The following is a 26,887-nucleotide window of genomic DNA, read 5'->3' as shown; positions in this document are numbered from 1 at the left end:
CCTTTACGCCTCGGGCGGGGCGAGTTCCTGGAAGTAGTAGGTGGCGCCGCCCAGATTGGCCGGTGCGTCATATTGCAGCACTTGCATGCGGCGCAGCGCCACGGGGGCGCTGAAGGCGGGGCCGTCGTAGACGAAGGTGTGGAATTCGCCGTTTTCGCCGCAGGCGTCGACGCCGGGCGGCAGGTCGGCGAGGAAGGAAGCGTCGAACTCGCGCCCGCAAAATGCACGTGGCAAGTGCTGGCCATTGATGCAGACGACGATGGCCTTGAAGCCGGCGGCGAGAAATTCATCGACCAGCGCGCGCCGCGCTTCGCCCCATAGGGGCAGGTGGGCCGTCAGGCCGGCCGCGGCACAGACTTTTTCTTCCCAGTCGCGGTGCGGCTGCAGGTCGATGTCGCCAAACAGGGCGTGGGCTATGCGATCGTCTTTCGCGGCGCGCAGCATGGCGATGAATTGTTCCTCGTAGCTGGCCCAGCTGGCGTGATAGCGCTGCAGGCGCGCACCCAGGCTGGCCGCCTGCGCTTCGAGCAATTCCGGCGGCACGCCGTGCGAGCGCGACTTGCGGCCATCTTCATCCATGGCCGTGATCAGCAGCGGCACGGCCATGCCGGCGTTGCGCGCGCGCCACAGGGCCAGGCAGGAATCTTTGCCGCCGCTCCAGGAAATGAGGGCCGTCGTCATGCCGCCGTTCCAGGCGGCACCGCGCGCAGCATGTCGACGTGTTGTATGCCGTCTTCATCGTAGGGCGCGCTGACGGTGACAAAACCGAAGGACTGGTAGAAGCGCTCCAGGTACTGCTGCGCGCCGATGCGGATGGCGTGGCCGGGGTGCTGGCGTTCCGCGCGCGCGATGCCCTCAAGCAACAGCTGCTTGCCGGCACCCGTGGTGCGCGCTTCGGGCGCCGTCAGCACGCGGCCCAGCGACATTTCCACGTACTTGGCGCCCGGTGCCAGCACGCGCAGATACGCGGCCAGCCGGCGCTGGCCATCGACCGTTTGCCAGCCCAGCAAATGCATGGCTTGCTGGTCATGGCCATCGAGGTCCGGGTAAATACACTGCTGTTCGATGACGAACACGCGCTGGCGCAAGGCCAGCACCTGGTATAAATCGTGGGGGCCGAGTGTGTCGAACCTGTTCCATTGCCAGCTGATCATGCGTACTCCGGGAAAATCAGGAAAAGAGTGCCATTCTAAAGGTCGGCATGAAAAAAAACCGCGCTGCCTTCATGGCAGTGCGGTTTTAATGGCGACGCACGCCGCGCAGCAGCTTATGTCAGGTGCGCTCAGACGATCGTCAAGGTGACGTCGATGTTGCCGCGCGTGGCGTTCGAGTACGGGCACACGATGTGGGCGGCGGCGACCAGCGCTTCGGCGGCGGCGCGTTCCATGCCCGGCAGCGAAATTGTCAGTTCCACTTCGATGCCGAAGCCCGTGTCGATGGCGCCGATGCCGACCTTGCCTTCGATCGACAGGTCCGCCGGCAGGGCGATCTTGTCGCGGCCGCCGACGAATTTCATGGCGCCGATGAAGCAGGCCGAGTAGCCGGCGGCGAACAGTTGTTCCGGATTGGTGCCCACGGCGCCATTGCCGCCCAGTTCTTTTGGCGTGGTCAGCTTGACGTCCAGCACATTGTCGGACGATACGGCACGGCCTTCGCGGCCTCCGGTGGCGGTAGCTACAGCGCGGTACAGGACTTGTTTGATCGACATGATGGTTTCCTTTAGATAGATAAATAGTTGACTACTAAATAGTGTACTACTTGTTTCGTGGGCTGGCGCCCCAGGATGCCCGTCTGAAGAAGCGAGTGCGGCGTCCATGTGCTCAATATATATCGCGCACTATTTAATTGCAAGCGATTTTATTTTAAGGGACGCCTATTTAAGCTTTATTTTCTTGCCTTTGTCGCCACTACGGGCCTTCCATCGCATAATGGCCACCGTCGCCGGGGGCGATGGTTATGCTGGGCCCACTTCACACCCCAAGGAAAAAATCATGACTAGCCTCTTCTTTATCCTGCGCATCACCCTGGCCACGATGCTCACCTACATCATCGCCACGGCGATCCTGGTCGAGAATTTCCTGCGCTATATCTTCGGGCAGACGGAAGGCTTCTTTGTCATCGTCGGCGCGCTGCTGGCCAGCGCCGTCATCACGAATGCGTTTTCGCACGTGCGGCGCGTGCGCCTGATCGCCGGCGCCGTCAATGCCAGCACCCTGTCGAGCCGCCAGCGGCGCCAGATCGAGATCCCGTTCGAGGCGGGCGAGGCGTTCGACATGATCGACGCTGCCATCCGCGAACTGCCGGGCAGCGAAGTGGTCGAAAGTGCGCGCGACAGCCTGCAAGTGCAGGCTAGAGTGCGCCGCGCGGCGCCCTACACGCACACGGGCTTGCCCCGCATGCGCCTGCTGGGTTTTCTGGAGCCGCGGCCGAACCAGATCCTCGCCACCGTCACGCCGAATGGCGAGGCGGGCAGCGTGACCTTGATCTGCGAACCGGCGCGCAATGCCTGGACCGATTGGTTCCTCGTCGACCATGGCAGCAACCTGGAAAACGCGGAAGCGGTGACGCGGGCGATGACGCGTCGGGTGGCGCAGCGCCGGCGCGGCGAGCAGGCCGAGGCGCGCCAGACGATAACGGAAAAGGAACTCACGGTGGCCAAGCTGAGCCTGCTGCATGCGCAGGTGGAGCCGCATTTCCTGTACAACACGCTGGCCAGCGCGCAGCTGCTCACGCGCAGTGACCCGGTACGCGCTGACGAGATGCTGGGCAACCTGATTTTGTATCTGCGCCATTCGCTGCCGCGCACGGAGCAAGCGATGTCGACCCTGGGCACGGAGCTGGAACGGGCGCGCGCCTATCTCGATATCCTGAAAATCCGCATGGGCGCGCGTTTGAACCTGCAGATTGAGGTACCGCAATACCTGCGCCAGGCGGAGCTGCCGCCCATGATGCTGCAAACCCTGGTGGAAAACGCCATCAAGCACGGCCTGGAGCCGAAGAGCGGCGGCGGCACCATCTGGATCATGGCGCGCAGCGGCGATGGCACGGTGATCGTCACGGTGGCCGACGACGGCAAGGGCTTCAGCGACGACGGCGCCGGCACGGGCATCGGCTTGCGCAATGTGCGCGAACGCCTGCGCCTGACCTACGGCAATGCGGCCGCGTTTGCCATTCTCGCCAATTTCCCCGATGGCGTGACGGCCACCATCACGCTGCCGGACAGCACGGCGCAAGGAGTGTCGCATGCATCCGCCTGAAATGAGCTGCGTCATCGCCGAAGATGAAACCCTGCTGCGCGATGCGCTGGTGGCCTTGCTGGCTGAAGAGTGGCCGGCACTGCGCATCGTCGCCGCCTGCGACGACGGCGGCACGGCGCTCGAGGCCATCGCCACGTGCAAGCCCGATATCGCCTTCCTCGACATCCGCATGCCGGGCCTGACGGGTCTGGAAGTGGCGGCCGGCGCGCTGGAAGCGAGTCCCGCCACGCAGGTGGTGTTCGTCACCGCCTACGACCAGTACGCGATCGATGCCTTCGACAAGGGCGCCGTCGATTACTTATTGAAACCCATCGCCCGCGAGCGCTTGCAGGCGACCTTGCAGCGCCTGCAGGCGCGCGCCGGCAAGGCCCCGGCGGGCGACGGCGCGCTGGCCGGCCTGCTGCAGCAATTGAGCAGCGCCTTGCCGGCGGCGGCCAAGTCGCCGCCGCTGGTGTGGCTGACGGCCAGCAGCGGCAAGGATACGCGGTTGATCATGGTGGAAGACATCGCTTATTTTCAATCCGATACCAAGTACACGGCCGTCATGACGGCGGACGGCGAGGCGCTGCTGCGCAAGCCGATACGCGAATTGCTCGATGTGCTGGATCCGGCCATTTTCAAGCAGATTCACCGCTCCACCATCGTCAACATGAAGATGGTGGCGGCGGTCACGCGCGACGAGGTGGGACGCGGCGCCCTGCGCCTGAAAACGCGGCCGGAAACCCTGGCCGTGAGCCAGCCGTTCATGGCGCTGTTCAGGAATATGTAGAGCTTAGTCGGCCGTCTCGAAACCTTCGAGCACGTTCACCACATTGATGCCCAGCTCCTTCACCGCATAGCCGCCTTCGAGGATGAAGGCGGTAGGCAGGTTCAGATGCGCCAGGCGTTCGCCCACGCGCAGGTAGTCGCCGCTTTGCAGGGCAAAGTGCGACAGCGGGTCGCCGACGAAAGTATCCACACCGAGCGACACCACCAGCGCGTCGGGCGCGTACATATTGATGCGCAGGCAGGCCGTTTCCAGCGCGGCGAACCAGCTGGCCGTGGACGTGCCGGCCGGCAGCGGCAGGTTGACGTTGTAGCCCGTGCCGGCGCCGCTGCCTGTCTCGTCGGCGTGGCCCAGATAGAACGGATACTCGCTGCGCGGGTCGGCGTGGAGGGAGGCGAATAGCACGTCGTCGCGCGCATAGAAAATGCTTTGCGTGCCGTTGCCGTGGTGGTAATCGATATCGAGGATGGCGACCCGGCGCGCGCCGTCGTCGAGCAAATGCTGCGCGGCCAGAGCCGCGTTGTTGAGGAAGCAGTAGCCGCCAAAGAAATCGCTGCCCGCATGGTGGCCCGGTGGGCGCGTCAGGGCAAACGTGGCCCGTTCGCCCAGGCGCAGCGCATGGGCCGCGTTGACGGCGCAGTCGGCGCCCGTCTTGGCCGCCGTCCAGGTGCCGGCCGTCAGCGGCGTGCCGTTGTCCATCGAGTACAGGCCCAGCTTGGCCGTGAAGTCGTCCGGTTCGATGTCGCTGCGCAAGGTGCGCACGGGCCACACGGACGGCAGCGCGTCCTTGTCCGCGTTGCCAGGGGCTAGCGCCAGCCAGTCGTGCCAGGCGTGGCGCAGGAAATGCAGATAGCGCGGCGTGTGGATGCGTTCTAGCGACGTCAGGGGCACACCGTGCGGCGTGACGATGCGGCCCAGGTTGCGCCGTCCCAGCTCGGCCACCACCATGTCGGCCCGTTCCGGCGTCTCGAAACAGGGCACCATGGTGCCGCGAAACAGCTCGAAGCGGCCCCGGTGCTGGCTGTGCAATTCATTGTAGAAGGTCAGCATCGGGGCGTTTTGCGCAAGGTCAGGTGTGCGAACACAGGGTGCTGGCGCGGTAGGCGGCGACGAAATCGTCGAAGCTGCCGGCGGGCGCCGCTTCCATGGCGCGCTGCTCGGCCAGCGAGCTGGCGGCCATCTCGTCGAAATACGCGCTTTGTTCCGGTGTCGGCGGCTGCGCGCGGAAGTAGGCGGCGTGGCGCTCGCTCTGGCGCAGGCCGAAGGCGGCAAACGAGCCGCCATTGGCCCGTAGCTCGGCCAATACCTTTGCCGATGGTGTCGCGTCCGGGTCGGCCAGCTTGGCCGCCTGCGTCGCCAGGCTGTCCGCATGCGCCGTGCCGCCCTGCCGTGCGTCGAGCAGTGCCGCCACGGGGGCGATGCGCGCCAGCAGTTCTTCGCCCCACGCCTGCAGGGTGATGTCTGCGCCGTCGCGTCGCAGGGTCAGGCCCGGCGTGCGGCCTTCCTTGACGGTGCGGGCGAAATTGTGCGTGTAGCAGGCGCTTTGCTCGGCCGAGATGGGCGCGCTGTCGTCGAGCGCGCAGAAGAGCAAAAAGGCGTCGAGGAAGCGGCCCGTTTCCAGGCTGATGCCCACTGGCTCGAACGGGTCGACATCCATGCAGCGCACTTCGATGTATTGCACGCCGCGCAGGCACAGGGCCTGGATGGGGCGTTCGCCCGTGCGGATCACGCGCTTCGGGCGGATGGTCGAATAGTATTCATTTTCGATCTGCAGCACGTTGGTGGACAGCTGGATCCATTCGCCATCCTTCTTGGTGCCCAGCGCCGCATACGGCGGATACGGGTCGTTGACGGCGTGCGTGAGCGCATTGACGTAATCATCGAGGCTGTTTTCATGCGGGCGCAGGCCGGACTGGGCATCGTTCTGGTAACCGAGGTCGCTCATGCGCAGGCTGGTGGCGTAGGGCAGGAACAGGGTGTCGTCGGACAAGGTGTCGAGCTTGTGCGCGCGGCCGCGCAGGAAACCGGCGGACAGGGCCGGCGAGGCGCCGAACAGGTACATCAACAGCCAGCTGTAGCGGCGGAAATTGCGGATCGTCGCCAGATAGCTTTCCGACTGCACGTCTTTCGGCGTGGCCGCCGCGTGGTGCGGGCTGGCGCTGGTAGCGGTATTGCTGTGCAATACCTGCCACAGCTGTTCGTCGAGCGAATAGTTGTAATGGATGCCGGCGATGCATTGCATGGCCTTGCCGTAGCGCAAGGCAAGGCCGCGCCGGTAGACGTGCTTGAGCATGCCCATGTTCGAACTGCCGTAGTTGGCGATCGCTATCTCCGCTTCGGGCGGCAGCTGGCAGGGCATCGACTGGCTCCACAGCAACTCGTCACCCAGGCGGCTGTAGGCATGGCGGTGCACGGTGTCCAGCTTGTTCAGCGTAACGGCGATGTCGCTTTCAGCCGGGGTGATGAATTCGAGCAGCGCTTCGGCGTAGTCGGTGGTGATTTCAGGGTGCGTCAGCGCCGAGCCCAGGGCGGCGGGGTGGGGCGTGGAAGCCAGATGGCCGGCATGGTCGACGCGCAGGGTTTCACGCTCGATGCCGCGCAAGCCGCCCAGCAGCGCGCGGTTGGCATCTTCGGTCAGCAATGCCAGGCGGCGAGTCAACAGGTTGGGCAATTTGAGCTTCCTTTCTTGTGCAGCATATAAATAATTTGTGCTGAGATTAACCGAATTTTGGCAAATGCGTCGGCGCCGGCCCAAAAAACGCCGCGTCGCCAGCGTCCGCCCCCGGGTATGGGGACGGCGCTTCGGTCAGGAATTCGCTTGATATTTTAACAAACTGCGGGGGGATCTGGCGCGCGCCGGGTCAAGCTTTGCGCAGTCAGCCGAGGCGGGCGCCGCTGACTCTTTCGATGCCGGCCAGGTCGCGCCAGCTTTGCACTTTGTTGTAGCCGGCAGCGGCCAGCAGCTCGCGTACCTGTGCCGCCTGGTCATAGCCGTGTTCCATCAGCAGCCAGGCGCCTGACGCCAGGTGGCGCGCGGCGCCGGAGACGATGGTGCGCAGGGCCGACAGGCCGTCCGCATGGTCGGTCAGCGCACCGGCCGGCTCGAAGCGCAAATCGCCTTCGGCCAGGTGGCGGTCGCCGCTGGCGATGTAGGGGGGATTCGAGACGATCAGGTCAAACTTTTCAGTACCCAGCGCTTCGAACCAGTCGCTGGCCATGAAGGTGATGTTGACGCCGTTGGCGCTGGCGTTGCGGCGCGCCACGGCCAGGGCCGCGCTGCTCACATCGAGGGCCGTGACGACGGCGTCGGGCCGCGTGTACGCCAGCGCAACGGCGATGGCGCCGCTGCCCGTGCCCATGTCGAGCACCCGTCCGCCGGGCGGCAGGCGCTCGAGCGCCAGTTCCACCAGTACTTCCGTGTCGGGGCGGGGAATCAGCACGGCGTCGTTGACTTCGAACGGCAGGCCGAAGAATTCGCGTTGGCCGACGATATAGGCGATCGGCTCGCCTTGCAGGCGGCGCGCCAGCAAGGCGGACAAACGCCCGGCTTCGTCGTTAGTGAGCACACGCTCCGATTGCGTGATCAGCGAGACGCGCGACAGTCCCAGCGCGTGGCCCAGCAGGATGCGGTTGTCGAGCGGGTCGAGCAGCGGACGGATTTGCAGGGCGCCGACAGTGCTGCCGGCGGGGATCAGTGTTTCTGGCATAGTGCTTTCAATTATTTCTGACGGCGCAGCAAGGTCCACAGCAGGCCTACGCTAAAAATGGCAAACCAGATGAACGCCCATTGCGGGATCGACAGGCCGAAAAACGGCTCGCCGGCGTTTTCGCAGGCGCCATACGATTCAAACATGAAGGGCATGAGTTCGGCCGTGAAGACCTTGTTCAGCGCCGTTTCCACGGGGTCGATGCCGCACGAGAAGCCGGGGTGCGCCAGCACGTACAAATGCTTGGCGCCCACGCCCAGGCCGCCCAGGGCCGCCAAGACACCGATGCCGGCGCCGATTTTCGGCCGCTTGGCCGCCGCGCCAGCCAGGCAGGCGATGCCGATGGCGAGGAACAGATAGCGCTGGATCACGCACAGCGGGCACGGCGCCATGTTCATGGCATGCTGCAAATACATGGCCACGCCCAGCATCAGGAAACACAGGGCGGCGATCAACAGGAGGACGGTGCGTGAATTTTTCATGGGCGACACGGTGAGGTGGATGGAATCGAGCTAGGCATTCTCGCACAAGGCCGGATTTTTATTGCTTAGCCGCTACTTAAACCCCGGGGTCAGACCCCCGCTTGCGCCGACGCCTGATCCGCCGTCAGCGGTGGAGAGGGTTTGACCCCAGCTTTTAGTCACCTAGCGCAGCCAACAATTCAGCTTGGTGCTCAGCCGCCAGCGCATTCGTCAAGTCCGTCAAATCCCCGTCCATGATGAAGTCCAGCTTATACAAGGTCAGGTTGATGCGGTGGTCCGTCAGGCGGCCTTGCGGGAAATTATAAGTGCGGATGCGCTCGCTGCGGTCGCCCGAGCCGATCAGGCTCTTGCGCGTGGCCGCTTCTTTCGATTGCTGTTCGCGCAGCTGCACGTCCTTGATGCGGGCGGCCAGTACTTTCATCGCTTGCGCCTTGTTCTTGTGCTGGCTGCGGTCATCCTGGCATTCGACGACGATGCCGGTGGGCAAGTGGGTAATGCGCACGGCCGAATCCGTCTTGTTGATGTGCTGCCCGCCCGCGCCCGAGGCGCGGTAAGTGTCGATGCGCAGGTCGGCCGGGTTGATGTTGACGTCTTCGACTTCATCCGCTTCCGGCATCACGGCCACCGTGCAGGCGGACGTGTGGATGCGGCCCTGGGTTTCCGTGGCCGGCACACGCTGCACGCGGTGGCCGCCCGATTCGAATTTCAGCTTCGAATACGCGCCATTGCCGACCACGCGCACGATCACTTCGCGGTAGCCGCCCAGGTCGGAGTCGGACGACGACACCAGCTCCACTTGCCAGCGGTTGCGTTCGGCAAAGCGCGAGTACATGCGCAGCAGGTCGCCGGCGAACAGGGCCGATTCATCGCCGCCCGTGCCGGCGCGAATTTCCAGGAAGATATTGCGCTCGTCATTGACATCCTTCGGCAGCAGCATGGTTTGCAATTCGCGTTCCAGGCGCGCCATGGTGGCTTTCGCCGCCTCGATCTCTTCCTGCGCGAATTCCTTCATGTCCGGATCGCCCAGCATCTCTTGCGCTGTGGCAATATCGTTGCCCGCTTCCTGGTAGGAATGGTACAGCGCCACCAGCGGGCCCAGTTCGGCATGCTCGCGCGTCATCTTGCGGTAGCTGTCCATGTTCGAGGTGGCGTCCGGGTGCATCAACAGTTCGTCGAGTTCGACCAGGCGGTTCGCCAGTTGATCGAGTTTGCCCAGCATGGATGGTTTCATAGCGATTCGCGGTAAAAGAGTGTAGGGATGGTGCGGGTCTGGCAAGCCCGGCAGGCGGGCAGGGGGCGGCCGCGCGGGCGGCCAGCGGAGCTGCGCTAACGGCGGGGGCGGAACAGTTTCGGCAGCAGGATGACCAGCTGCTTGCGCTCGTCGCCTTGCGCATGGTGCAGCGCCTGTTGCGGACCGTGCAGGAACTTGGCCGTCAAGCCTTTCGACAGCGCTTCCAGCACGGCATCGATGTCGGCGCCCTTGGCCAGCATCTTGCGCGCCCGTTCCACTTCCATCAGGCGCAGCGCTTCGCTGTTTTCATGCAAATGCTGGATGACGGGGACCATGGCGCGGTCGTCGACCCAGCTCATGAACGATTGCACGCGCGTCTCGATGATGGCCTCGGCTTGCGCCACGGCCGCTTGCCGGCTTTCCATGCCCGTCTGCACGACCTTGCCCAGGTCGTCGACCGTGTACAGGAAGACGTCGTTCAGGCGGCCCACTTCCGCTTCGATGTCGCGCGGCACGGCCAGGTCGACCATGAACATGGGCTTGTGGCGGCGCGCCTTGATGGCGCGCTCGACCAGGCCCAGGCCCAGCAGCGGCAAGGACGACGCCGTGCATGAGATGACGATGTCGAACTGCTGCAGCATTTCCGGCAGGTCGGCCAGGCGGATGGCCTTGCCATTGAAGCGGTGCGCCAATTCCTCGCCCCGTTCCATGGTGCGGTTGGCAATGGTGATGCTTTTCGGATTTTGCGCGGCAAAGTGCGTGGCACACAATTCGATCATCTCGCCGGCGCCGATGAACAGCACGTTTTGTTCGGCAATCTTGTCGAAGATGCGCTGCGACAGGCGCACGGCGGCGGCCGCCATGGAAACGCTGTGGGCGCCGATTTCCGTGCTGCTGCGCACTTCCTTGGCGACGGAAAAGCTGCGCTGGAACAATTGGTGCAGATACGTGCCCAGGCCGCCCGCCTCGTCGGCCGTGCGGATGGCATCCTTGATCTGCCCCAGGATCTGCGTTTCGCCCAGCACCATCGAGTCCAGCCCGGAGGCGACGCGGAAGGTGTGGCGCACGGCATCGTGCTGCGGCAGCATATATAAGTGGGGGCGCAGCTCGCTGTAGTTGAGCTTGTGATAATCGGCCAGGAAATGCGCGCCCGCATCGAGCGGATTCGGTACATGACTGGCCGCATACAGCTCGGTGCGGTTGCACGTCGAGAGGATGGCCGCTTCGTCATTGTCGCGCAAGTCGATGCGCTGGAACCAGGTACGCGCCGCCATCACCGCAGAACCCAGATGCTCAGGCGCAAACGCCAGCTGTTCGCGGAGCGACACTGGAGCGGTGGTATGGTTGAGGCCGACGGCGAGCAGTTGCATTTCAGGGCTGTTTGGAATTCTTATGCCGACATTATAGCGCCTTGTGCCCGCTCTTTGAGCAGTTCGCCTGTTTTCACCCGGATGCGTGGGCGTCACCCGCCCAGTTTTTCCAGGCGATAACCATAACTGTAGACGGGCACGAGGCGGTAGCCGTGTTCGGGTTTCAGCTGCAGCTTGTTGCGCACGCGCGAGACGTGGGTATCCATGGTGCGCGAGGGCAGGGCCGTGTCGCGTTGCCACACGGCTTCATGGATGTAGGCGCGCGACAGGGGACGGCCCAGGTTGCGGAAAAATAGCAGCGCCAGGGCGAATTCCTTGTGCGTTACGTCCAGCACCTCGCCATCTTTCAGCAGGCGGCCGGGGCGGGTTTCAAACGTGTAATGACCGAATTGCAAGTACTCGGCGCCGCTCTGCGCCGGGTAGGCCACGCGCAGCAGCGCCTGGGTGCGCAAGGTCAGTTCACTGCGCCGCAAGGGCTTGATCATGTAGTCGTCGGCGCCCGCCGTCATGCCGGCCACCACATCGTCTTCGCCCGAGCTGTTGGTCATAAACAACACGGGCGCTTTCGGCGCCAGTTTTTCCCGGGCACGGCGCAATACTTCCGCGCCATCCAGGTCGCTCACATGCCAGTCGAGGATGAGCATGTCGCAACTGTCCTTGCGCAATTGCCCCAGCATTTCCTTGCCACTCTGAAACTCGTGGCAAGCGTGGCCGGCGGCGGTGAGCACCTGGCAGATCAGTTCTGCCTGACTATGATCGCTATCGAGTACGGCAATTCGCATATTGGGCTGGAATGTGTAGCAACAAACAGACGGTCCGCTCTGCTTATCGTAATGTTAAGGAATGCTCAAGTGAAATATAACAGAGATTGCAACTGTGTCCAGTGAAATCAGCGGCGACATTCTTTACGTTACACTTGTTCATCTACCCCCTACTAGCGGAGAACGCGCATGCCAGACAAGAGCAACACCGATTGGACCCTGATACCGGCCAGTCATGCCGAAATCGAGCAAGTGCGCGAGCGTTGCCGGCGCCTGGTACAGCGGCGTGCCGTGATGTCGGCGGGCGCCTCGGCCATTCCCATTCCCGGCATCGACCTGATGTCCGATGTCGGCCTGTTTTCCATGCTGATCAACGATATCAACCACGAATTCGGCCTCACGTCCGAGCAGATCGAGCGCCTCAACCCGCAGTTCAAGCTGATGGCCTACCGCGCGGCAGTGGGCATGGGCGGCATGCTGGTGGGGAAATTGGTGTCGCGCGAACTGATCCTCCAGCTGCTCAAGCGCAGTGGCGTCAAGATTGCCACCAAGCAGGTGGCGCGCTTCGTGCCGTTTGCCGGACAGGCGGTGGCGGCAGCCATCGGCTACGCCGTGTTCCGCCAGATCGGCAACCAGCACGTGAATGCCTGCGCCGCGGTGGCGCAGGAATTGCTCACGGTCAGGCCGGATTAAAGCTTATGCGTCCGGCAGCACGACGTTGACGTCGAGCACCTCCAGGTTGCCCTGGCGGTCCAGCGAAATCTTGATGTCGTCGGCATTCACCTTGGTGTACTTGGAAATGACGGCGATCAATTCCTTGTGCAGGGCGGGCAGGAAGTCCGGGCCACCGCGTCCGCTGCGTTCGCGGGCGATGATGATCTGCAGGCGTTCCTTGGCTGCGGTGGCCGTCTTCGGCTTGGGGGGGAACAGGAAAGAAAGCAAGGCCATATCACTTCGCCCCAAAAATGCGCTGGAGTAATCCAGGCTTTTCATAGTTGGTAAAGCGCAACTCGACATCTTCTCCGAGGAAACGCGAGACCACGTCTTCATAGGCTTGCGCCACGTCCGTCCCCTTGAAATGGATGGCGGGATTGCCCTGGTTCGAGGCGGCCAGCACTTGTTCCGATTCCGGAATGATGCCCACCAGCGGAATGCGCAGGATTTCCTGCACATCCTGGTAGGACAGCATTTCATCCGATTCCACGCGTTTTGGCGAGTAGCGGGTAATCAGCAAATGTTCCTTGACCGGCTCGCCGCCCGTCTGCGCGCGGCGCGACTTGGCTTGCAGGATGCCCAGGATGCGGTCCGAATCGCGCACCGATGACACTTCCGGGTTGGTGACGATGATGGCTTCGTCGGCAAACGTCAGCGCCATCAGCGCGCCATGCTCGATGCCGGCCGGCGAATCGCAGATGATGAATTCGAAGCCCATGTTGATCAGGTCGTTCAACACGCGTTCCACGCCTTCTTCCGACAAGGCATCCTTGTCGCGCGTTTGCGAGGCAGGCAGGATGAACAGGTTGTCGCAGTGCTTGTCCTTGATCAAGGCCTGGTTCAGGCTGGCTTCTTTATTGATCACATTGATCAAGTCATACACGACGCGGCGCTCGCAACCCATGATCAGGTCGAGGTTGCGCAGGCCCACATCGAAGTCGAGCACGGCTGTCTTGTGGCCGCGCATGGCCAGACCAGTGGAAAAACTGGCGCTAGAGGTCGTCTTGCCGACACCGCCCTTGCCGGACGTCACAACAATAATTCTTGCCACAAATAATCCTTTTCAGATATCTCTTGAATTGTGCAGCTTAAGAGCGGTTCACGGGAGTGACCGGATTGACAGAGTGTATATCGATTCTGTCTCCGGCCAAACGAATTTGCGCGGGTCCGCGCGCCATTTCTGGGGGGAAACCATCCTCGAACGTGCGGTACACGCCGGCGATCGAGACCAGTTCCGGTTCCATGGCCAGCGCGAAGATGCGCGCCTGGGCATTGCCCGAGGCGCCGGCCAGCGCGCGGCCATACAGCGAGGAATACACGTGGATGCTGCCGTCGGCGATGATTTCGGCGCCATTGTTGACGACAGCCGTGATGATCAGGTCGCAGCCGCGCGCGTAAATGCGCTGGCCGGCCCGCACGGGTGTGTCGATCACCATTACCTGCGCTTCGGCACCCGTCTGGGCAGCCGCCGTGGGGGCGTCCTTGGGCGGCGCATCGTCGCGCGTCTTGCCGCTGTCCAGGCTCAAGCCTTGCGCCAGGATGGCGTCATGCATCTCGGCCGGCGCATTGCGCACGGCCACGACATTCAAGCGGTATTTTTTCAACAGGGCCACGAGGGCGGCCCAATCGACTGGCATGCTGCCGGGCGGCAAGGCAGCCATGTCCAGCACGGCCAGGTCATCCTCGAAAAAATCCGCCACGCCCCCCGTCATGTCGCGCAAGGCGCCATCGAGTGCCTGCGTATCGGCGCTATGCACAATGGCGGAGACAGCAACGACGGTGGAAATCTTGATTTCGATAGGCTTCTGCGACGGGCTTTTGGACATAAACATTTATCAAGGTGAAACTGCGGCAGGCCAACTGTTCCGTGCGGCAACAATGGGGAGCAGTAAATTTCTTGCATTCTACTGCAAAAAAATCAGCATCAGGGGCCTGGCGCGCGCTATTCCGCAGGGCAACACCTACTTCATGTCAAAAAACAAGGGCGGCGCCCCGGAAAACCGCTACGCCGCCCTGCAAGCAGCCGGACATGCGCCCTGACGGGGCTGCACCGGATCAAGCCGCGAGCATATTGCGCAACGCCGCTTCCGTTTCCGCCCAGCCCCGCGTCTTCAAGCCGCAGTCCGGGTTCAGCCATAAGTTAGCCGGCGGAATCACGGTGCTGGCTTTTTGCAGCAATTTCACCCTGTCCGAGCGGCTCGTTTCTATCGTGATCACGTCGGCGTCCCTGGCGGCGATCTGCGGCAGGATGTCGTTGAACTGCGCATAGCATCTGTGCGTGGGGATCTGTGTCGTGTCGCCGAGCACGGAAGCGGCGATGCGGAAGGCGCGCGTGGCCCAGTCCAGATAGACATGCCACCGGCCGCGGCGCAGCGGCACGCCTTCGCGCACGAACGACCATGGCAATATCGTGACGGGGCCCGTCAGCATGCCCTTCATGGGTTTTTGCGTCAGGCTTTGCGCGTGCACCGTCGAGGCCACTGTCATGGCGGCCGGGCGCTGCGCGAGCCGTACGATTGCCCCCAGCCCAGGCGCGTGAAGATGAACCCGTCCAATTGTTCGCCGAAGTATTCGATCATGTCGTGGCGTTCCGCCTCGCCATGCACCAGCACGTCCAGGCCCAGCGCTTCCTGGCGTCCCGCGGCGTGGGCGATTTCGGCGCGCATCTGGTTTTCGTACTCGGCGCTTGCCAGTTCGTCCCATTTCAGTTCACGCGCGGCGCCGATACGGGGAAAGCCAAGGATTGGCTGCGAATGGTCATGATGTCATCGAGATTTAATGTGAATGCGCTAGAGTGTGCGGCAACTTGGTCTATAATCAAAACGAAACATTTTGACGAATAACATGAAAATAATTCACGTACTTCAACCATTTTCCCGATGCTAGAAATCCGTCACCTGCGCACCCTGAGTGCCTTGCGTTCCTCCGGCAGCCTGGTGCGCGCTGCGCAGCTGCTCAATTTGACCCAGTCGGCCCTGTCGCACCAGATCCGTTTGCTGGAAGAGCGCTACAAGGCGCCCTTGTTCGAACGCAAGTCGATGCCGATCGCCTTTACGGCCACGGGCAGCCGGCTGCTGGAGCTGGCCGACAAGCTGCTGCCCGAGATCGAGCTGGCCGAGCGCGACGTGGCGCGCCTGTCGCAGGGCGACAAGGGCCAGCTGCGCGTGGCGCTCGAATGCCATACCTGCTTCGACTGGCTGATGCCGGTGATGGATGCGTTCCGTCAGCGCTGGCCTGAGGTGGAAATCGACCTGGTGTCGGGCTTTCACAGCGAACCGGCGGAGCTGCTGCGCTCGGGCGAGGCCGATCTGGTGATCGGCTCGCCGTATGGCCCCGATTTCACCGTGTTTCCCCTGTTCCGCTTTGAAATGCTGGTGGTGATGGCGCAGAAGCACCGGCTGCAGGCGCAGCGCCGGCTGGTGGCGGCCGACTTTACGGGTGAGACCCTGATCACCTATCCCGTGCCGGAAGAGCGCATCGACCTGATCCGCGAAGTGCTGCGGCCCGCCGGCATCCAGTTTGAACGTCGTACGGCCGAGCTGACCGTGGCCGTGCTGCAACTGGTGGCGAGCCGGCGCGGCATCGCCGCCTTGCCGAACTGGGCCATCAAGAACTACGTCGATTACGCTTATGTGGTGGCGCGCCCGGTGGGTGAGCACGGCTTGTGGAGCGACCTGTATGTCTCCGTGTCGGAGCAGTTGCAGGACAAGGCGTATGTGCGCGATTTCGTCAGCGTGATACGCGAACAGTGCGCGGCCTCGCTCGACGGTATCAAGTTGTTGTCCTGATCAACGTTGAGTTGGAAACAAACCAACAGGAAAGCTTGATAAATATCAAGGTTTAGCAATGAACGACCGCTTACAGTTGAGCACTGTGCGGCGCAACATGGCGCCGCCTACTCTTTGGGGAGGAACGATATGTTTTCATTTTCCGAACAATGGGCACGCGCCTGCAAGGCCGTGGTGGATGCACAGTTGAGCAGTGCGCAAGCGTATGTCCAGGCTGCGGTCGACAGCGGTGCCAGCGTGCTCGATTGGCAGATCGATGCGGCCCGCGCGGCACTGGCCGCCGCTACGGTGGCGGGCAATCAGCTGTTGTCCGTGAAGGACCCGCAAGCGTTGCTGCAACTGTCGCGCACGCAGTCGCAGCTGGCCATCGAACGCATCGGTGCATATGGCCGCCAGGCAAAGGATGTTGTTCAGGAAACCCATGAGAAATTCGACACTGTGACAAAGGGTGAGTTTGCTGCATCGCGTCAAAAATTTGGCGAGCTGTTGCAGGTGGTAAAGCAAACGCCGGTGCCCCTGATTATTCCCTTCAATAATTTTCTAAAAACCACTTTCGGCGGCGCCGATGAAGGGTATGATAAAAATAAGAACACGTGTCCTGCTCGCCAGGCGTAAGCGTGTTGCGGCCCGGCAGCGGCTATCCGCCGCGCCAGGCCGCCCGCTACCACCGCAAGCAGGCTGTCATCGCCGCCGCCTGCGGTGCTGGAACTGCGGCGCATGCCGCGCTAGAATGAAACACAGCTTGCTGTGTCTTCCCGGATTCACTCGATTCTATTAACACCTTGACCTTGGCCCTCGTGGCCTGCATATCGGAGAAATAAATGGATGATGTCGTAATCGTGGCCGCCGGCCGTACCGCAGTCGGTAAATTCGGTGGCAGTCTGGCCAAGATTGCTGCGTCCGAACTGGGCGCGCATGTAATCAAGGGCTTGCTGGCACAAACCGGCATCGACCCGAACCTGATCGGCGAAGCGATCCTGGGCCAGGTGCTGACGGCCGCCGTCGGCCAGAACGCCGCGCGCCAGGCTGTCATCAAGGCAGGCTTGCCCAGCTCCATCCCGGCATTCACCATCAACAAGGTATGCGGCAGCGGCCTTAAGGCCACGCACCTGGCGGCGCAAGCGATCAAGTGCGGCGACGCCAATATCATCATCGCCGGCGGCCAGGAAAACATGAGCGCTTCGCCGCACGCCATGAACGGCTCGCGCGACGGTTACCGCATGGGCGACTTCAAGATGATCGATACCATGATCGTCGACGGCCTGTGGGACGTGTACAACCAGTACCACATGGGCATCACGGCGGAAAACGTCGCCAAGAAATATGAAGTGACGCGCGCCGAGCAGGATGAATTCGCGCTGCAATCGCAATTGAAGGCGGAAGCGGCGCAAAAAGCGGGCAAGTTCAAAGATGAAATCCTGCCGCTGGAAATCGCCAACAAAAAAGGCACCGTTGTTTTCGACAGCGACGAATACATCAAGCCCGGCTCGACCCTGGAATCGCTGACCGGCCTGCGCCCCGCGTTCGCCAAGGATGGCACCGTCACGGCCGGCAACGCCTCGGGCCTGAACGATGGCGCCGCCGCCGTCATCATGATGTCCGCTGCGCAAGCGAAGGAACTGGGCTTGAAGCCGCTGGCACGCATCAAGGCCTACGCCTCGTCGGGCCTTGACCCGGCCGTCATGGGCATGGGTCCTGTCTCCGCATCGCGTTTGTGCCTGAAAAAAGCCGGCTGGACGCATGAAGAGCTGGACTTGATGGAAATCAACGAAGCGTTTGCCGCGCAAGCGATTGCCGTCAACAAGGAAATGGGCTGGGATACCAGCAAGATCAACGTGAACGGTGGCGCGATTGCCATCGGCCACCCGATCGGCGCCTCCGGCGCGCGCATCCTGGTCACTCTGATCCACGAAATGATACGCCGCGACGCCAAGAAAGGCTTGGCAGCGCTGTGCATCGGCGGCGGCATGGGCGTCGCTCTGGCGATCGAACGGGATTAAGCGCTAGCACGAACGCAGGCTGTTGCGCGTACCGCGCAGCGGCCTGGTTCGATGCGGTTGGCCGCCGTTACGCGGCGGACGTGGATAGCTTTCACCAAATAATTAACTTTTTAGTAGCAGAACGACACTGAGGGGATGAAAATGGCAAGAGTTGCATTGGTAACTGGTGGCATGGGTGGTCTGGGCGAAGCAGTCTGTTTCAAGCTGGCGGCGCTCGGCTATCGCGTGGTCACGACCTATTCTCCAGGTAATCAGAAGGTCGCGGACTGGCTGGCGACGACCAAGGACATGGGTTACGATTTCAAGGCGTATCCGTGCGATGTGGCCGACTACGATTCGGCAGCTGCCTGCGTGGCTGCCGTGGAAAAGGACATCGGCCCTGTCGACGTGCTGGTGAATAACGCCGGCATCACGCGCGACATGACGTTCAAGAAGATGGACAAGCCGAACTGGGATGCTGTGATGGGCACCAACCTCGATTCCGTCTTCAACATGACCAAGCCCGTCTGTGACGGCATGGTGGAACGCGGTTGGGGCCGCATCATCAATATCTCGTCCGTGAATGGCCAGAAGGGCGCTTTCGGCCAGACCAACTATTCGGCCGCGAAAGCCGGCATGCACGGTTTCACCAAGTCGCTGGCGCTGGAAGTGGCGCGCAAGAACGTCACCGTCAACACCATTTCGCCAGGCTACATCGGCACCAAGATGGTCATGGCGATTCCGCAGGAAGTGCTCGACAGCAAAATCATCCCGCAAATTCCCATGGCGCGCCTGGGCAAGCCGGAAGAAGTGGCGGGCCTGGTGGCCTACCTGGCCTCCGATGAGGCAGCGTTCGTCACGGGCGCGAATATCTCGATCAACGGCGGCCAGCACATGTCGTAAGCGGGTTTGAGGTACAACAGAGAGACAGCTTCGGCTGTCTTTTTTTATGCTTGCAAACAAAACAAGGGGAGTGCGGGATTTGCCTTAGAATCAGCATTTCTTCACCGCATCATTCTCCATGACCCTTGTTCCTGCCTTGCGCCGCGCCAGTGTGGCCGCCATCCTTTTCCTGGGCGCCAGCGCGGCCCAGGCCAGCGTCGCGTTCCACGTCACGGTAACTACCGAGCGCGTCAACAAGCCCGGCGTGAAAACCAGCTTGCCCGCGCGCGATGCGCAGGACAGCGATGTCGTGCTGGGCCCGCATTACCTGAGCGTGCGTGATGGCAAGAGCTTGTCCGTGCTCGATTTTGCCACGCGCCGCCGCCACGTCATCGATATGGCGGCGTCCACCTATGACACGTATTCGCTGTTCGATGTGGCGGGCTTGCGGCGTATCGAGATCGGGAACCGCAAGGGTATGGCTGGCGCGCTCCAGGCTGGCGGCCTGCAGGCCCACCTTACGCCGCGCGTGTACGATGAACAATCGCTGTCCGTGCCGGCGGCAAGGCGGCGCAATGCACTGCAGCCCCAGGTGCTCGACGGTGCCGTGCTGTGGTCGCTCGACGAGCAGCCGCTGTTGCGCCTGGGGATCGCCGGCAGCCCCGCCAGCGGCGCCGATGCCGCAGCGTTTGCCCAGTACTTGCGCTACACCTGGGGCGGTCACCCGCTGGTGCTGAAGATGCTGGCCGATGGCAAGCGCATTCCCGCCGAATTCACCTTGCATTACCAGGAGGTGGGCGGCAAGGTCATGCGCCATTTCCGCATCAGCGCCATGACGGTGGATGCGCCCGCCACGTACACGCTGGCCGCGTACCGGCCACGCCCGCTGACGGCCGATGCGCGGACGCTCGAAAGAGTGCTGGCGCAGGCGGCGCTGCTGCCGCCGCTGGGACAGCAGGCGCATCCGGCGCTGCGGGCCGAAGCGGAGCGTCTGTTTGCGGCAGAACAACCGTTTGACGCCTTCCTGGGCATGCTGGAAGACCACTTTTCCACGGGGGCGCTGGTCGACAAACTCACGCCCCAGCAGCAGCTGGCCATGCAGGAGTGCGAGCCCATCCACGACTTGACGCGGGGCCTGCTGGCCAAGGACAAGGAAGGCATTCAGGCCGCGCTGGCCACCGTGCAGGGCTTGCGCCAGCAGCACGGCCTGGAGCAGCCGGTACTGACCTTGTTCGAAGGGAATCTGCGCGCCAAGCTGGGGCAATGGCCCGAAGCGACCGCGCTGTATCTGCAAGTGCTGCAGGCAAAACCGCAGATGGCGGCCGTATATCAGGATCTGGGCGACGCCTTGCTGGCGCAATTCGATGCGGCCAATGCCTGGCGCAGTTGGGATGCGGGGCGGGCCATGGCGCCGTCGCTGCGGCAATTTCGCAAGGTCAACACTCTTGAGCGCGACTTGCTAAGTGACTACCCCGCCTTCTTTGCCGATGGCGCGCCGGTTCAGCCGAAAGTTCAGCCCAGCACCAGCCGTCCAGCCAGCAGCACGAAGACGGAAGGCAGCACGAACTTGCCGTAAGGTGAAGGCTTGCCGCGCAGGCGGCGCGCCAGGCGTGCGGCCAGTACGGCGTACACGGCGTCGAACAGCAGGCCTACCAGCACCAGGACGGCGCCCAGACGCAGGTATTGCATGCCGACGCTGTCGCTGCCGGTGACGAATTGCGGCAAGAACATGCTGCAAAACAGCAGTGCCTTCGGATTGAGCAGATTGGTCAGGAAGCCGCGCGCCAGGCTGGCGCGTGCGCTGTGCGCCGTGGCGGGGGCGGCTTCTTCCTGTGCCGTTTTGCCCGACAGGGCCGACTGCAGCAGGCGCAGCGCCAGGTACAACAGATACGCGGCACCCGCCCATTTGACCCATTGCAGGGCTTGCGGATGCGTCACCATCAGCGCCGCCATGCCCGCGCCCGACAGCGCCACATGCACGGCGCGTGCACCGGCGATGCCCAGCGCCGTCACCAGCGCCGTGGCCACGCCGCGCGCGGCACCTGTCGCCAGCACCAGCGCCATGTCGGGGCCCGGTAATAAAAAGGCGCCAGCCAGTGCCAGCAGGTACATCAGGAAGGTAGAATCGGACATGGGCCAGTCGAAAAGAAAAGCGCGAGCATGCGCACGGTGCAGCCTGCTCGCCGGGCCCCATTATGTTCTTGCTGAGATGAAATGTGCTTGCTTTTCCTGCCCTGCAGGCCCTAGTATTCGGGTAGATTCCACTCCTATAAAAACAAAAAATAGATGAAAATTTCAGAAGTTAGCCTCGATGCCACCGATTTGCAGATACTCAGGCTGTTGCAGGACGAAGGACGGCTGTCGAATGCGCGCCTGGCCGAGCGCTTGAAGCTCAGCGAAACCCCCGTCTGGCGCCGCTTGCGCCGCCTGGAAGAAGAAGGGTTCATTACCGGCTACCAGGCTTTGCTTAACCGCAAGAAGCTGGGCATCGGCCTGGTGGCGTTTGTGCGGGTGGTGTTTGCCAACCATGGCGGCGAGCAACCCTCGCAGTTCGAGCAAGCCATCGCCACGATACCCGAGATATTGTCGTGCCACAATGTGGCGGGCGAAGCCGATTATTTCCTGCAGGTAGTGGCGCGCGACCTGGAAGCGTATGGCGAATTCGTGTCGACCGTGCTGCGCCGCCTGCCTGGCGTGGCGGAAATCCAGTCCAGCCTCTCGATGCGCGAAATCAAGTCGTCGAACCGCCTGCCCTTGCCGCTGGCCTGAGGCGCCTGGGGCGCACTATCGCACTATAATTGGGTCTTTGCCAGGCATGCGCTGCCTGGCTTCCAGACCGTTTACGAGGATTGCCATGCCCGATTCCCTGTCGTCCCTGTTCCCCGTCCTGTCGCCGAACCGGCACGGCATGCTGGCGGTCGATGATATCCACACCATTTATTGGGAAGAGTGCGGCAATCCCGATGGCATTCCCGTGCTGTTCCTGCATGGCGGCCCCGGCGCTGGCCTGTCGCCGCAGCACCGCCGCTTCTTCGATCCGCAGCGCTACCGCGTGATCCTGTTCGACCAGCGCGGCGCGGGCAAGTCCACGCCGCTGGGCGAATGGCGCAACAACACGACGCAGCTGCTGATCGACGATATCGAAGTGCTGCGCGCCCAGTTCGGCATCGCCCAATGGTTGGTGTTTGGCGGTTCCTGGGGCTCGACCCTAGCGCTGGCGTATGGTCAGGCACATCCTGAAGCTTGTCTCGGTTTCGTGCTGCGCGGCATCTTTTTGTGCACGCAGGCGGAAATCGACTGGTTCATCGACGGCGTGCGCTGGTTTTATCCGGAACTGTACGCAGAATTTGCCGCCCCCATTCCGCCAGAGGAACGGGGTGACTTGCTGGCCGCCTACGTGAAACGCATCCTCAGCAGCGACCCCGCCGTGTACTGGCCGGCCGCGCGCGCCTGGAGCCGCTTCGAGGGCCGCCGCGTCTACCTGATGCCGCAACCCGAAGATGCGCCGAACGATGCGCTGGACCTGGGCGTGGGCCGGCTCGAATCGCATTACATGGCCAATCTCGGTTTCTTCGAGGAAGACCAGCTGATCCGCAACATGGGGCGCATCGCGCATTTGCCGGCCGTCATCGTGCAGGGACGTTACGACGCCATCTGCCCGCCCCTGTCGGCTTACCGCTTGCAGCAAGCCTGGCCCGGCGCGCAGCTGGAGATGATCCCGGACGCGGGCCATGGCGCGCTCGAGCACGGCATCGCTTCGGCGCTGGTGCGCGCTACCGAGCGCTTCGTCCCGGGGCGCGGCTTCGCATGACGTTAAAACATGCCGGTTGGCAAAGCGGCCAGCCGGCGTGCGCCACCTGCTACACTAGCGCCTGTGCCGCCGCCTTCCGCGGGCGGCAGTGCGTCCTTACCTTTTTTTACCCATGAACATACAGATCGGCGACATCGGCCATATCATCCAGCTGGCGATTGCGCCGGTCTTCCTGTTGACCGGTATCGGTACCATGTTGGTGGTGCTGACCAACCGCCTGGGCCGCATCATCGACCGCACGCGCGTGCTGGAAGACCGGCTCGACATCGGCTACAACGATTTCTATATGGATGAGCTCGATACCTTGTATCGGCGTACCCATTTGATCAATTACTCGATTTCGCTCAGCACGGCGTGCGGGTTTTTCGTCTGCGTCATCATCGCCATGCTGTTTTTGGGCGACATCCTGAACCTGACCCTGGACAAATACATCGCGGTCTTCTTTGTGCTGGCCGTGATTTGCCTGATCGGCTGTTTTATTTATTTATTGCGCGAGATTTACCTGGCCGCGACGGCCCAGCGCATCCGGCGCCATATCCGCCCGCCACGTTGAGCGGCGCGCCGGTTTACCCTACTATTGAAGAACGAGTCCAGCATGCACGATTACAAACGCCCCCCCACCCTGCACCGCTACGGCCAGCGCAGCGAACTCGAGCTGGCGCTGAGCCTGGGCCAGTTCCGTCTGGTGCCAGCGGGCAATTGTTTGACCCTCAGCTTTTCGCACGTGTGGGACAAGCAACTGTTCGACCTGTTTGCCCCGGCCGACGCCTGTTTGATCATCCACAATACGGAAGAATTCGGCGAACGCCTGCACCGCGCCGTGCAACGCACCTTGCCCAGCTGGGCCGGCATCGACGGCGTCGTCGAATATGGCCAGCGCGCGGCCCTGGGCGCTATCTTCACCAAGACGCGCGCCGAAGCCCCCGAGCAGGAATGGCTGTTCGCCTGGCGTTCGATGCAGCCGCAGGCCAGCCTGAATCCCGTCACCGTGAAACTGGGCAGCCTGGAACACTTTGCGGAAATCCGCGACCGCGATACGTATTTAGCCTGATTTATCAGGAGTTATCGGCATGCTGGCTGTCGATGCGGGCCAGCACGGCCGCCATCATGCGCTCGATATCGCCGCGTATCATGGTCGTGCCCAGCATGCCGGGCACATAGAAGCCCGGCATCAGCCGGCTGGAAAAGACGATGCGCGTGCCGCCCGTCTCGGAGATGGGATACAAGTTCCAGCGCGATTCGTAATGCCGCATGTCGCCCGAAATGAGGGCGATGTCGATGGCCGTGAACGGCGTTTCCGTGGCCCGCACCACCAGGTGGATGGCGTGGTTCATGAACAGGAAGCGCGCCATGCCCTGTTGCTCGATGATGACTTCATTGCCGTTGCGCGAGAGTACGCGGCAGGAACTGAGGTCGGGCACGAATTCATGCATGCGCTCGTAGGTGGTCAGGGTCTTCCAGACGGACGCCGGCGGCGCCTGCACGCTGCCGCTGGCATCGACTTCATACATGCGCTGCCCGTCGACCTCGATGCGCTTGACGTCGACTTTCAGCCTGTCCAGGCGTACCGCCTGCATCTGCGCTTGCGCCGCCGCCGGGGTGGCAACGGTGCATAGCATCAGCAGGCAGAGGAAGAGTCGCGTCATGCTACCTAGCCTACGGGAAACTTGCGCCCGGCACAAGCTGTACCCATCGCCGCCGCGTGCGCCGGGCGATTTAGAACCCCCGGTCTAGAGAAATACGCTGCGGCGGCCTGCAATGCTTGTTACCGTACGGCCTGCATACCACCATCTATCGGACCGACCATGACTGCCTATCCCCATTTGCTGGCCCCGCTCGACCTGGGCTTCACCACCTTGCGCAACCGCGTCATCATGGGGTCCATGCACACGGGCCTGGAAGACCGGTTTTATCATTACGGCAAGCTGGCCGCGTTTTACCGCGAACGGGCGCGCGGTGGCGTGGGGCTGATCGTCACGGGCGGCATCTCGCCGAACCGCCAGGGCTGGCTGCTGCCCTTCGGCGGTACCTTGAATTTCCTCGGCGACGTGCCGAACCACCGCAAGGTGACGCGCGCCGTGCACGAGGAGGGCGGCAAGATCGTCATGCAGATCCTGCATGCGGGCCGCTACGGCTACCAGCCCTTCGTCGTCTCGGCGTCGGCAAAAAAATCGCCGATTTCGCCGTTCCGCCCCCGTCCCTTGAGCGAACGGGGCATAGCCCGCACGATTTGCGACTACGTGCGCTGCGCACGCCTGGCGCAAAAGGCCGGCTACGATGGCATCGAAGTGATGGGGAGCGAAGGATACTTGCTGAACCAGTTCCTGTGCGCGCGCACGAATCTGCGCCAGGACCGCTGGGGCGGCACGATCGAGAACCGCATGCGCCTGCCCGTGGAGATCGTGCGCCGCATCCGCGCCGCCGTCGGTCCCAACTTCATCATCATGTACCGCCACTCGCTGCTCGACCTGGTCGAGGGCGGCAATACCTGGGACGACGTGGTGACGGTGGCCAGGGCGCTGGAACAGGCGGGCGTGACGATACTCAATACGGGCTTCGGCTGGCATGAGGCGCGCGTCCCCACCATCGTCACCTCGGTGCCGCGCGCCGCGTTTGCCTCCGTGGCGGGCCGTTTGCGCCGCGAAGTGACGATACCCGTGGTGGCCTCGAACCGCATCAACATGCCGCACGAAGCGAACGCCATCCTGGAGCGGGGCGACTGCGACCTGGTGTCGATGGCGCGGCCCTTCCTGGCCGACCCGTTTTTTGTCGCCAAGGCGGCCTCGGGCCGCGCCGACGAAATCAACACCTGCATCGGCTGCAACCAGGCGTGCCTGGACCACACCTTTGCCAACAAGCGCGCCAGCTGCCTGGTCAACCCGCGCGCCTGCCATGAAACGGAGCTCGTGTACGCGAAAAAGGCCGTGGCGCGCAAGGTGGCCGTCGTCGGCGCCGGCCCGGCCGGCCTGTCGGCCGCCACCGTAGCCGCCGAATGCGGGCATGAGGTGACCCTGTTCGACAGCAGCGACAGCGTGGGCGGCCAGTTCAAGGTGGCCATGCAGATACCGGGCAAGGAAGAATTTACGGAAACCATCCGTTATTTTGCCCGCAGCATCGCCTTGTCGAATATCAAGCTGCGCCTGGGCCAGCGCGTCACACGCGAGCAATTGCTGGCCGGCGGCTATGATGACGTCATCATCGCCACGGGCATCAAGGTACGCCTGCCGGCCATTCCCGGCATCGAGCATCCGAAAGTGCTGTCGTATCTGGACGTGCTGCAAGCCAAGAAGCCTGTCGGCGCGCGCGTGGCCATCATCGGCGCGGGCGGCATCGGCTTCGACGTGGGCGAATATTTGTTGCACGACCCGGCGCACCCGCTGCCCCAGCCTGTGGCGACGTGGGCGGGCGAGTGGGGCGTGGACCTGGACGCGGCGACCGGCGGCGGCCTGGTGCCGCCCGTGGCGCCTGTACCCGTGCGGCAGATTTTCCTGCTGCAACGCAAGACGTCGAAAGTGGGCGCGGGCCTGGGCAAGACGTCGGGCTGGGTGCACCGCGCGGCCCTGGCGCGCAATGGCGTGGCCATGCTGGCCGGCGTGAGCTACGACAAGATCGACGGGCAGGGCTTGCACATCACCGTGGGCGGCGAGCAGCGCCTGCTGGCGGTGGACAACGTGGTCATCTGCGCGGGCCAGGACAGTTTGACGGAACTCATGCCGCCAGTCGGCAAGGATGGCAAGCCCTTGCAGGCGGGCGGCCCGCGTTTCCATAAAATCGGCGGCGCTGCGCTGGCGGCGGAACTCGATGCCAAGCGGGCCATACGCGAAGGCGCGGAGCTGGCAGCGAGTTTATAAGCCTGAAAAATACTGGCGTCAGAGGTTCGGCATCAAAGAACCTTAGCAGGGTGTTGAAAAAAGACCCCAGTCCTTCGGATTTTGTCGCCAGACATGCGAATTTTTCGGGCTGGAAGCCGCATTTTGCCTAAAAAGCAGTTTTCAGCCACTTTTCAGGCCGTTTTTTGACATTTTTTAGCGCTTTCCGTACTCTATGGACGGAGTTATCCAACCACCGCCGATAAACGCCAGCCAAAGATCGTCGCCATGCGCGTCAGGTTGTAAGCGGCGAAAGTGAACGTGGTTTGT

29 protein-coding genes and 1 pseudogene are annotated in these 26,887 nt (G+C 62.9%); 14 read left to right on the top strand and 16 right to left on the bottom strand.

Features of this window, described 5'->3' with window-relative positions; translation table 11 throughout:
- Positions 1-3: 3 nt before the first annotated feature.
- From CSZ94_RS10260 to CSZ94_RS10250, 3 genes are all read right to left on the bottom strand, one after another.
- Positions 4-681, bottom strand: coding sequence for a diphthine--ammonia ligase (locus CSZ94_RS10260; protein ID WP_102121403.1), 678 nt, complete (start codon positions 679-681; stop codon positions 4-6).
- Complete coding sequence (locus tag CSZ94_RS10255; RefSeq protein ID WP_102121402.1) at positions 678-1,154, bottom strand: GNAT family N-acetyltransferase; 477 nt, start codon at positions 1,152-1,154, stop codon at positions 678-680. The genes CSZ94_RS10260 and CSZ94_RS10255 overlap by 4 nt, the downstream gene beginning before the upstream one ends.
- Positions 1,155-1,282: 128 nt before the next feature.
- Positions 1,283-1,708 carry an organic hydroperoxide resistance protein gene (locus tag CSZ94_RS10250; RefSeq protein WP_102121401.1) on the bottom strand — a complete coding sequence of 142 codons (426 nt, stop codon included), beginning with the start codon at positions 1,706-1,708 and terminating at the stop codon, positions 1,283-1,285.
- A 283-nt stretch (positions 1,709-1,991) separates the two neighbouring features.
- On the opposite strand from CSZ94_RS10250, the gene CSZ94_RS10245 reads away from it, so the two are divergent.
- Positions 1,992-3,257 carry a histidine kinase gene (locus tag CSZ94_RS10245; RefSeq protein ID WP_102121400.1) on the top strand — a complete coding sequence of 422 codons (1,266 nt, stop codon included), beginning with the start codon at positions 1,992-1,994 and terminating at the stop codon, positions 3,255-3,257.
- Positions 3,244-4,026 (top strand): LytR/AlgR family response regulator transcription factor, encoded by a 783-nt coding sequence (locus CSZ94_RS10240; RefSeq protein WP_102121399.1) that lies wholly within the window; start codon positions 3,244-3,246, stop codon positions 4,024-4,026. Before CSZ94_RS10245 ends, CSZ94_RS10240 begins: the two co-directional genes overlap by 14 nt.
- Before the next feature lie 3 nt (positions 4,027-4,029).
- Here CSZ94_RS10240 and CSZ94_RS10235 read toward each other — a convergent pair whose 3' ends face one another.
- The 7 genes from CSZ94_RS10235 to CSZ94_RS10205 all read right to left on the bottom strand — a co-directional run bounded on the left by CSZ94_RS10235 (position 4,030) and on the right by CSZ94_RS10205 (position 11,595).
- Positions 4,030-5,073, bottom strand: a complete 1,044-nt coding sequence (locus CSZ94_RS10235; RefSeq protein ID WP_102121398.1) for a histone deacetylase family protein — start codon at positions 5,071-5,073, stop codon at positions 4,030-4,032.
- A 19-nt stretch (positions 5,074-5,092) separates the two neighbouring features.
- Complete coding sequence (gene gshA, locus CSZ94_RS10230; RefSeq protein WP_102121397.1) at positions 5,093-6,694, bottom strand: glutamate--cysteine ligase; 1,602 nt, start codon at positions 6,692-6,694, stop codon at positions 5,093-5,095.
- A gap of 205 nt (positions 6,695-6,899) precedes the next feature.
- Positions 6,900-7,730, bottom strand: a complete 831-nt coding sequence (gene prmC / locus CSZ94_RS10225) for a peptide chain release factor N(5)-glutamine methyltransferase (protein WP_102121396.1) — start codon at positions 7,728-7,730, stop codon at positions 6,900-6,902.
- 11 nt (positions 7,731-7,741) lie between these two features.
- Positions 7,742-8,212: a disulfide bond formation protein B gene (locus CSZ94_RS10220; RefSeq protein ID WP_102121395.1), complete on the bottom strand. Its 471-nt coding sequence runs from the start codon at positions 8,210-8,212 to the stop codon at positions 7,742-7,744.
- Positions 8,213-8,366: 154 nt separating this feature from the next.
- Positions 8,367-9,443, bottom strand: coding sequence for a peptide chain release factor 1 (gene prfA / locus CSZ94_RS10215; RefSeq protein ID WP_071079939.1), 1,077 nt, complete (start codon positions 9,441-9,443; stop codon positions 8,367-8,369).
- 95 nt (positions 9,444-9,538) lie between these two features.
- Positions 9,539-10,813, bottom strand: a complete 1,275-nt coding sequence (hemA, locus tag CSZ94_RS10210) for a glutamyl-tRNA reductase (protein WP_102121394.1) — start codon at positions 10,811-10,813, stop codon at positions 9,539-9,541.
- A 92-nt stretch (positions 10,814-10,905) separates the two neighbouring features.
- Positions 10,906-11,595 carry a response regulator transcription factor gene (locus tag CSZ94_RS10205; protein ID WP_102121393.1) on the bottom strand — a complete coding sequence of 230 codons (690 nt, stop codon included), beginning with the start codon at positions 11,593-11,595 and terminating at the stop codon, positions 10,906-10,908.
- A gap of 168 nt (positions 11,596-11,763) precedes the next feature.
- Here CSZ94_RS10205 and CSZ94_RS10200 point away from each other — a divergent pair, with 168 nt between their 5' ends.
- A complete protein-coding gene (locus tag CSZ94_RS10200) occupies positions 11,764-12,267 on the top strand; it encodes a hypothetical protein (protein ID WP_102121392.1) in 504 nt (167 codons plus the stop codon).
- 3 nt (positions 12,268-12,270) lie between these two features.
- Here the strand turns inward: CSZ94_RS10200 and minE are convergent, their stop codons facing one another.
- From minE to minC, 3 genes are read right to left on the bottom strand one after another with little or no spacing between them, the layout of a single operon-like run.
- A complete protein-coding gene (gene minE / locus CSZ94_RS10195; RefSeq protein WP_071079935.1) occupies positions 12,271-12,522 on the bottom strand; it encodes a cell division topological specificity factor MinE in 252 nt (83 codons plus the stop codon).
- Position 12,523: 1 nt separating this feature from the next.
- Positions 12,524-13,339 carry a septum site-determining protein MinD gene (gene minD / locus CSZ94_RS10190; RefSeq protein WP_102121391.1) on the bottom strand — a complete coding sequence of 272 codons (816 nt, stop codon included), beginning with the start codon at positions 13,337-13,339 and terminating at the stop codon, positions 12,524-12,526.
- A 37-nt stretch (positions 13,340-13,376) separates the two neighbouring features.
- Positions 13,377-14,114 (bottom strand): septum site-determining protein MinC, encoded by a 738-nt coding sequence (gene minC, locus CSZ94_RS10185; RefSeq protein ID WP_102121455.1) that lies wholly within the window; start codon positions 14,112-14,114, stop codon positions 13,377-13,379.
- Here minC and CSZ94_RS27580 point away from each other — a divergent pair.
- Positions 14,107-14,328: a hypothetical protein gene (locus CSZ94_RS27580; RefSeq protein ID WP_146009782.1), complete on the top strand. Its 222-nt coding sequence runs from the start codon at positions 14,107-14,109 to the stop codon at positions 14,326-14,328. The two genes, minC and CSZ94_RS27580, sit on opposite strands and share 8 nt — an antisense overlap.
- Positions 14,329-14,343: 15 nt before the next feature.
- Here the strand turns inward: CSZ94_RS27580 and CSZ94_RS10180 are convergent.
- Positions 14,344-15,020: pseudogene (locus tag CSZ94_RS10180) on the bottom strand (5-methyltetrahydropteroyltriglutamate--homocysteine S-methyltransferase); the annotation flags it as partial.
- A 147-nt stretch (positions 15,021-15,167) separates the two neighbouring features.
- Between CSZ94_RS10180 and CSZ94_RS10175 the strand changes: the two are divergent.
- From CSZ94_RS10175 to CSZ94_RS10155, 5 genes are all read left to right on the top strand, one after another.
- Positions 15,168-16,076 (top strand): LysR family transcriptional regulator, encoded by a 909-nt coding sequence (locus CSZ94_RS10175; RefSeq protein WP_102121390.1) that lies wholly within the window; start codon positions 15,168-15,170, stop codon positions 16,074-16,076.
- Positions 16,077-16,262: 186 nt separating this feature from the next.
- Positions 16,263-16,691: a phasin family protein gene (locus CSZ94_RS10170; RefSeq protein ID WP_180977427.1), complete on the top strand. Its 429-nt coding sequence runs from the start codon at positions 16,263-16,265 to the stop codon at positions 16,689-16,691.
- A 206-nt stretch (positions 16,692-16,897) separates the two neighbouring features.
- The gene (locus tag CSZ94_RS10165) at positions 16,898-18,076 is read left to right on the top strand and encodes an acetyl-CoA C-acetyltransferase (RefSeq protein WP_102121388.1); all 1,179 of its coding nucleotides are present in this window, start codon (positions 16,898-16,900) and stop codon (positions 18,074-18,076) included.
- A 141-nt stretch (positions 18,077-18,217) separates the two neighbouring features.
- Positions 18,218-18,958, top strand: a complete 741-nt coding sequence (gene phbB / locus CSZ94_RS10160; protein WP_096233088.1) for an acetoacetyl-CoA reductase — start codon at positions 18,218-18,220, stop codon at positions 18,956-18,958.
- 118 nt (positions 18,959-19,076) lie between these two features.
- Complete coding sequence (locus tag CSZ94_RS10155) at positions 19,077-20,513, top strand: hypothetical protein (RefSeq protein WP_102121387.1); 1,437 nt, start codon at positions 19,077-19,079, stop codon at positions 20,511-20,513.
- Here the strand turns inward: CSZ94_RS10155 and CSZ94_RS10150 are convergent.
- On the bottom strand, positions 20,450-21,070 hold the full coding sequence (locus tag CSZ94_RS10150; protein ID WP_258000898.1) for a LysE family translocator: 621 nt from the start codon (positions 21,068-21,070) through the stop codon (positions 20,450-20,452). The two genes, CSZ94_RS10155 and CSZ94_RS10150, sit on opposite strands and share 64 nt — an antisense overlap.
- 153 nt (positions 21,071-21,223) lie before the next feature.
- Here CSZ94_RS10150 and CSZ94_RS10145 point away from each other — a divergent pair, with 153 nt between their 5' ends.
- The 4 genes from CSZ94_RS10145 (at position 21,224) to CSZ94_RS10130 (ending at position 23,799) form a co-directional block, all read left to right on the top strand.
- Positions 21,224-21,706 carry an Lrp/AsnC family transcriptional regulator gene (locus CSZ94_RS10145; protein ID WP_010393611.1) on the top strand — a complete coding sequence of 161 codons (483 nt, stop codon included), beginning with the start codon at positions 21,224-21,226 and terminating at the stop codon, positions 21,704-21,706.
- Positions 21,707-21,791: 85 nt separating this feature from the next.
- Positions 21,792-22,748 (top strand): prolyl aminopeptidase, encoded by a 957-nt coding sequence (gene pip, locus CSZ94_RS10140; protein WP_102121386.1) that lies wholly within the window; start codon positions 21,792-21,794, stop codon positions 22,746-22,748.
- Between the two features lie 112 nt (positions 22,749-22,860).
- Complete coding sequence (locus tag CSZ94_RS10135; protein ID WP_010393607.1) at positions 22,861-23,301, top strand: DUF2721 domain-containing protein; 441 nt, start codon at positions 22,861-22,863, stop codon at positions 23,299-23,301.
- Positions 23,302-23,343: 42 nt separating this feature from the next.
- Complete coding sequence (locus CSZ94_RS10130) at positions 23,344-23,799, top strand: hypothetical protein (protein WP_102121385.1); 456 nt, start codon at positions 23,344-23,346, stop codon at positions 23,797-23,799.
- 4 nt (positions 23,800-23,803) lie between these two features.
- Here CSZ94_RS10130 and CSZ94_RS10125 read toward each other — a convergent pair whose 3' ends face one another.
- A complete protein-coding gene (locus tag CSZ94_RS10125) occupies positions 23,804-24,394 on the bottom strand; it encodes an SRPBCC family protein (protein WP_258000897.1) in 591 nt (196 codons plus the stop codon).
- A 159-nt stretch (positions 24,395-24,553) separates the two neighbouring features.
- Between CSZ94_RS10125 and CSZ94_RS10120 the strand changes: the two genes are divergently transcribed.
- A complete protein-coding gene (locus tag CSZ94_RS10120) occupies positions 24,554-26,599 on the top strand; it encodes an NADPH-dependent 2,4-dienoyl-CoA reductase (RefSeq protein ID WP_102121384.1) in 2,046 nt (681 codons plus the stop codon).
- Positions 26,600-26,887: the final 288 nt, after the last annotated feature.

It is taken from the genome of Janthinobacterium sp. ROICE36 (assembly GCF_002869965.1).
GTDB lineage: Bacteria > Pseudomonadota > Gammaproteobacteria > Burkholderiales > Burkholderiaceae_D > Janthinobacterium.
Note: the sequence above shows the minus strand (reverse complement) of the source record. Positions and strands in the feature narration are given on the sequence as shown.

Excerpts from the sequence above, each read along its gene's own strand:
- CSZ94_RS10220 (WP_102121395.1), bottom strand. The coding sequence starts at position 8,212 with ATGAAAAATTCACGCACCGTCCTCCTGTTGATCGCCGCCCTGTGTTTC.
- minE (WP_071079935.1), bottom strand. The coding sequence starts at position 12,522 with ATGGCCTTGCTTTCTTTCCTGTTCCCCCCCAAGCCGAAGACGGCCACC.
- CSZ94_RS10145 (WP_010393611.1), top strand. The coding sequence starts at position 21,224 with ATGAAAATTTCAGAAGTTAGCCTCGATGCCACCGATTTGCAGATACTC.
- phbB (WP_096233088.1), top strand. The coding sequence starts at position 18,218 with ATGGCAAGAGTTGCATTGGTAACTGGTGGCATGGGTGGTCTGGGCGAA.
- CSZ94_RS10260 (WP_102121403.1), bottom strand. The coding sequence starts at position 681 with ATGACGACGGCCCTCATTTCCTGGAGCGGCGGCAAAGATTCCTGCCTG.
- CSZ94_RS10120 (WP_102121384.1), top strand. The coding sequence starts at position 24,554 with ATGACTGCCTATCCCCATTTGCTGGCCCCGCTCGACCTGGGCTTCACC.
- prfA (WP_071079939.1), bottom strand. The coding sequence starts at position 9,443 with ATGAAACCATCCATGCTGGGCAAACTCGATCAACTGGCGAACCGCCTG.
- CSZ94_RS10245 (WP_102121400.1), top strand. The coding sequence starts at position 1,992 with ATGACTAGCCTCTTCTTTATCCTGCGCATCACCCTGGCCACGATGCTC.
- CSZ94_RS10125 (WP_258000897.1), bottom strand. The coding sequence starts at position 24,394 with ATGACGCGACTCTTCCTCTGCCTGCTGATGCTATGCACCGTTGCCACC.
- CSZ94_RS10250 (WP_102121401.1), bottom strand. The coding sequence starts at position 1,708 with ATGTCGATCAAACAAGTCCTGTACCGCGCTGTAGCTACCGCCACCGGA.
- CSZ94_RS10130 (WP_102121385.1), top strand. The coding sequence starts at position 23,344 with ATGCACGATTACAAACGCCCCCCCACCCTGCACCGCTACGGCCAGCGC.
- CSZ94_RS10175 (WP_102121390.1), top strand. The coding sequence starts at position 15,168 with ATGCTAGAAATCCGTCACCTGCGCACCCTGAGTGCCTTGCGTTCCTCC.
- CSZ94_RS10205 (WP_102121393.1), bottom strand. The coding sequence starts at position 11,595 with ATGCGAATTGCCGTACTCGATAGCGATCATAGTCAGGCAGAACTGATC.
- CSZ94_RS10150 (WP_258000898.1), bottom strand. The coding sequence starts at position 21,070 with ATGTCCGATTCTACCTTCCTGATGTACCTGCTGGCACTGGCTGGCGCC.
- CSZ94_RS10200 (WP_102121392.1), top strand. The coding sequence starts at position 11,764 with ATGCCAGACAAGAGCAACACCGATTGGACCCTGATACCGGCCAGTCAT.
- CSZ94_RS10135 (WP_010393607.1), top strand. The coding sequence starts at position 22,861 with ATGAACATACAGATCGGCGACATCGGCCATATCATCCAGCTGGCGATT.
- CSZ94_RS10255 (WP_102121402.1), bottom strand. The coding sequence starts at position 1,154 with ATGATCAGCTGGCAATGGAACAGGTTCGACACACTCGGCCCCCACGAT.
- CSZ94_RS10165 (WP_102121388.1), top strand. The coding sequence starts at position 16,898 with ATGGATGATGTCGTAATCGTGGCCGCCGGCCGTACCGCAGTCGGTAAA.
- CSZ94_RS10235 (WP_102121398.1), bottom strand. The coding sequence starts at position 5,073 with ATGCTGACCTTCTACAATGAATTGCACAGCCAGCACCGGGGCCGCTTC.
- CSZ94_RS10240 (WP_102121399.1), top strand. The coding sequence starts at position 3,244 with ATGCATCCGCCTGAAATGAGCTGCGTCATCGCCGAAGATGAAACCCTG.
- minC (WP_102121455.1), bottom strand. The coding sequence starts at position 14,114 with ATGTCCAAAAGCCCGTCGCAGAAGCCTATCGAAATCAAGATTTCCACC.
- hemA (WP_102121394.1), bottom strand. The coding sequence starts at position 10,813 with ATGCAACTGCTCGCCGTCGGCCTCAACCATACCACCGCTCCAGTGTCG.
- pip (WP_102121386.1), top strand. The coding sequence starts at position 21,792 with ATGCCCGATTCCCTGTCGTCCCTGTTCCCCGTCCTGTCGCCGAACCGG.
- prmC (WP_102121396.1), bottom strand. The coding sequence starts at position 7,730 with ATGCCAGAAACACTGATCCCCGCCGGCAGCACTGTCGGCGCCCTGCAA.
- CSZ94_RS10155 (WP_102121387.1), top strand. The coding sequence starts at position 19,077 with ATGACCCTTGTTCCTGCCTTGCGCCGCGCCAGTGTGGCCGCCATCCTT.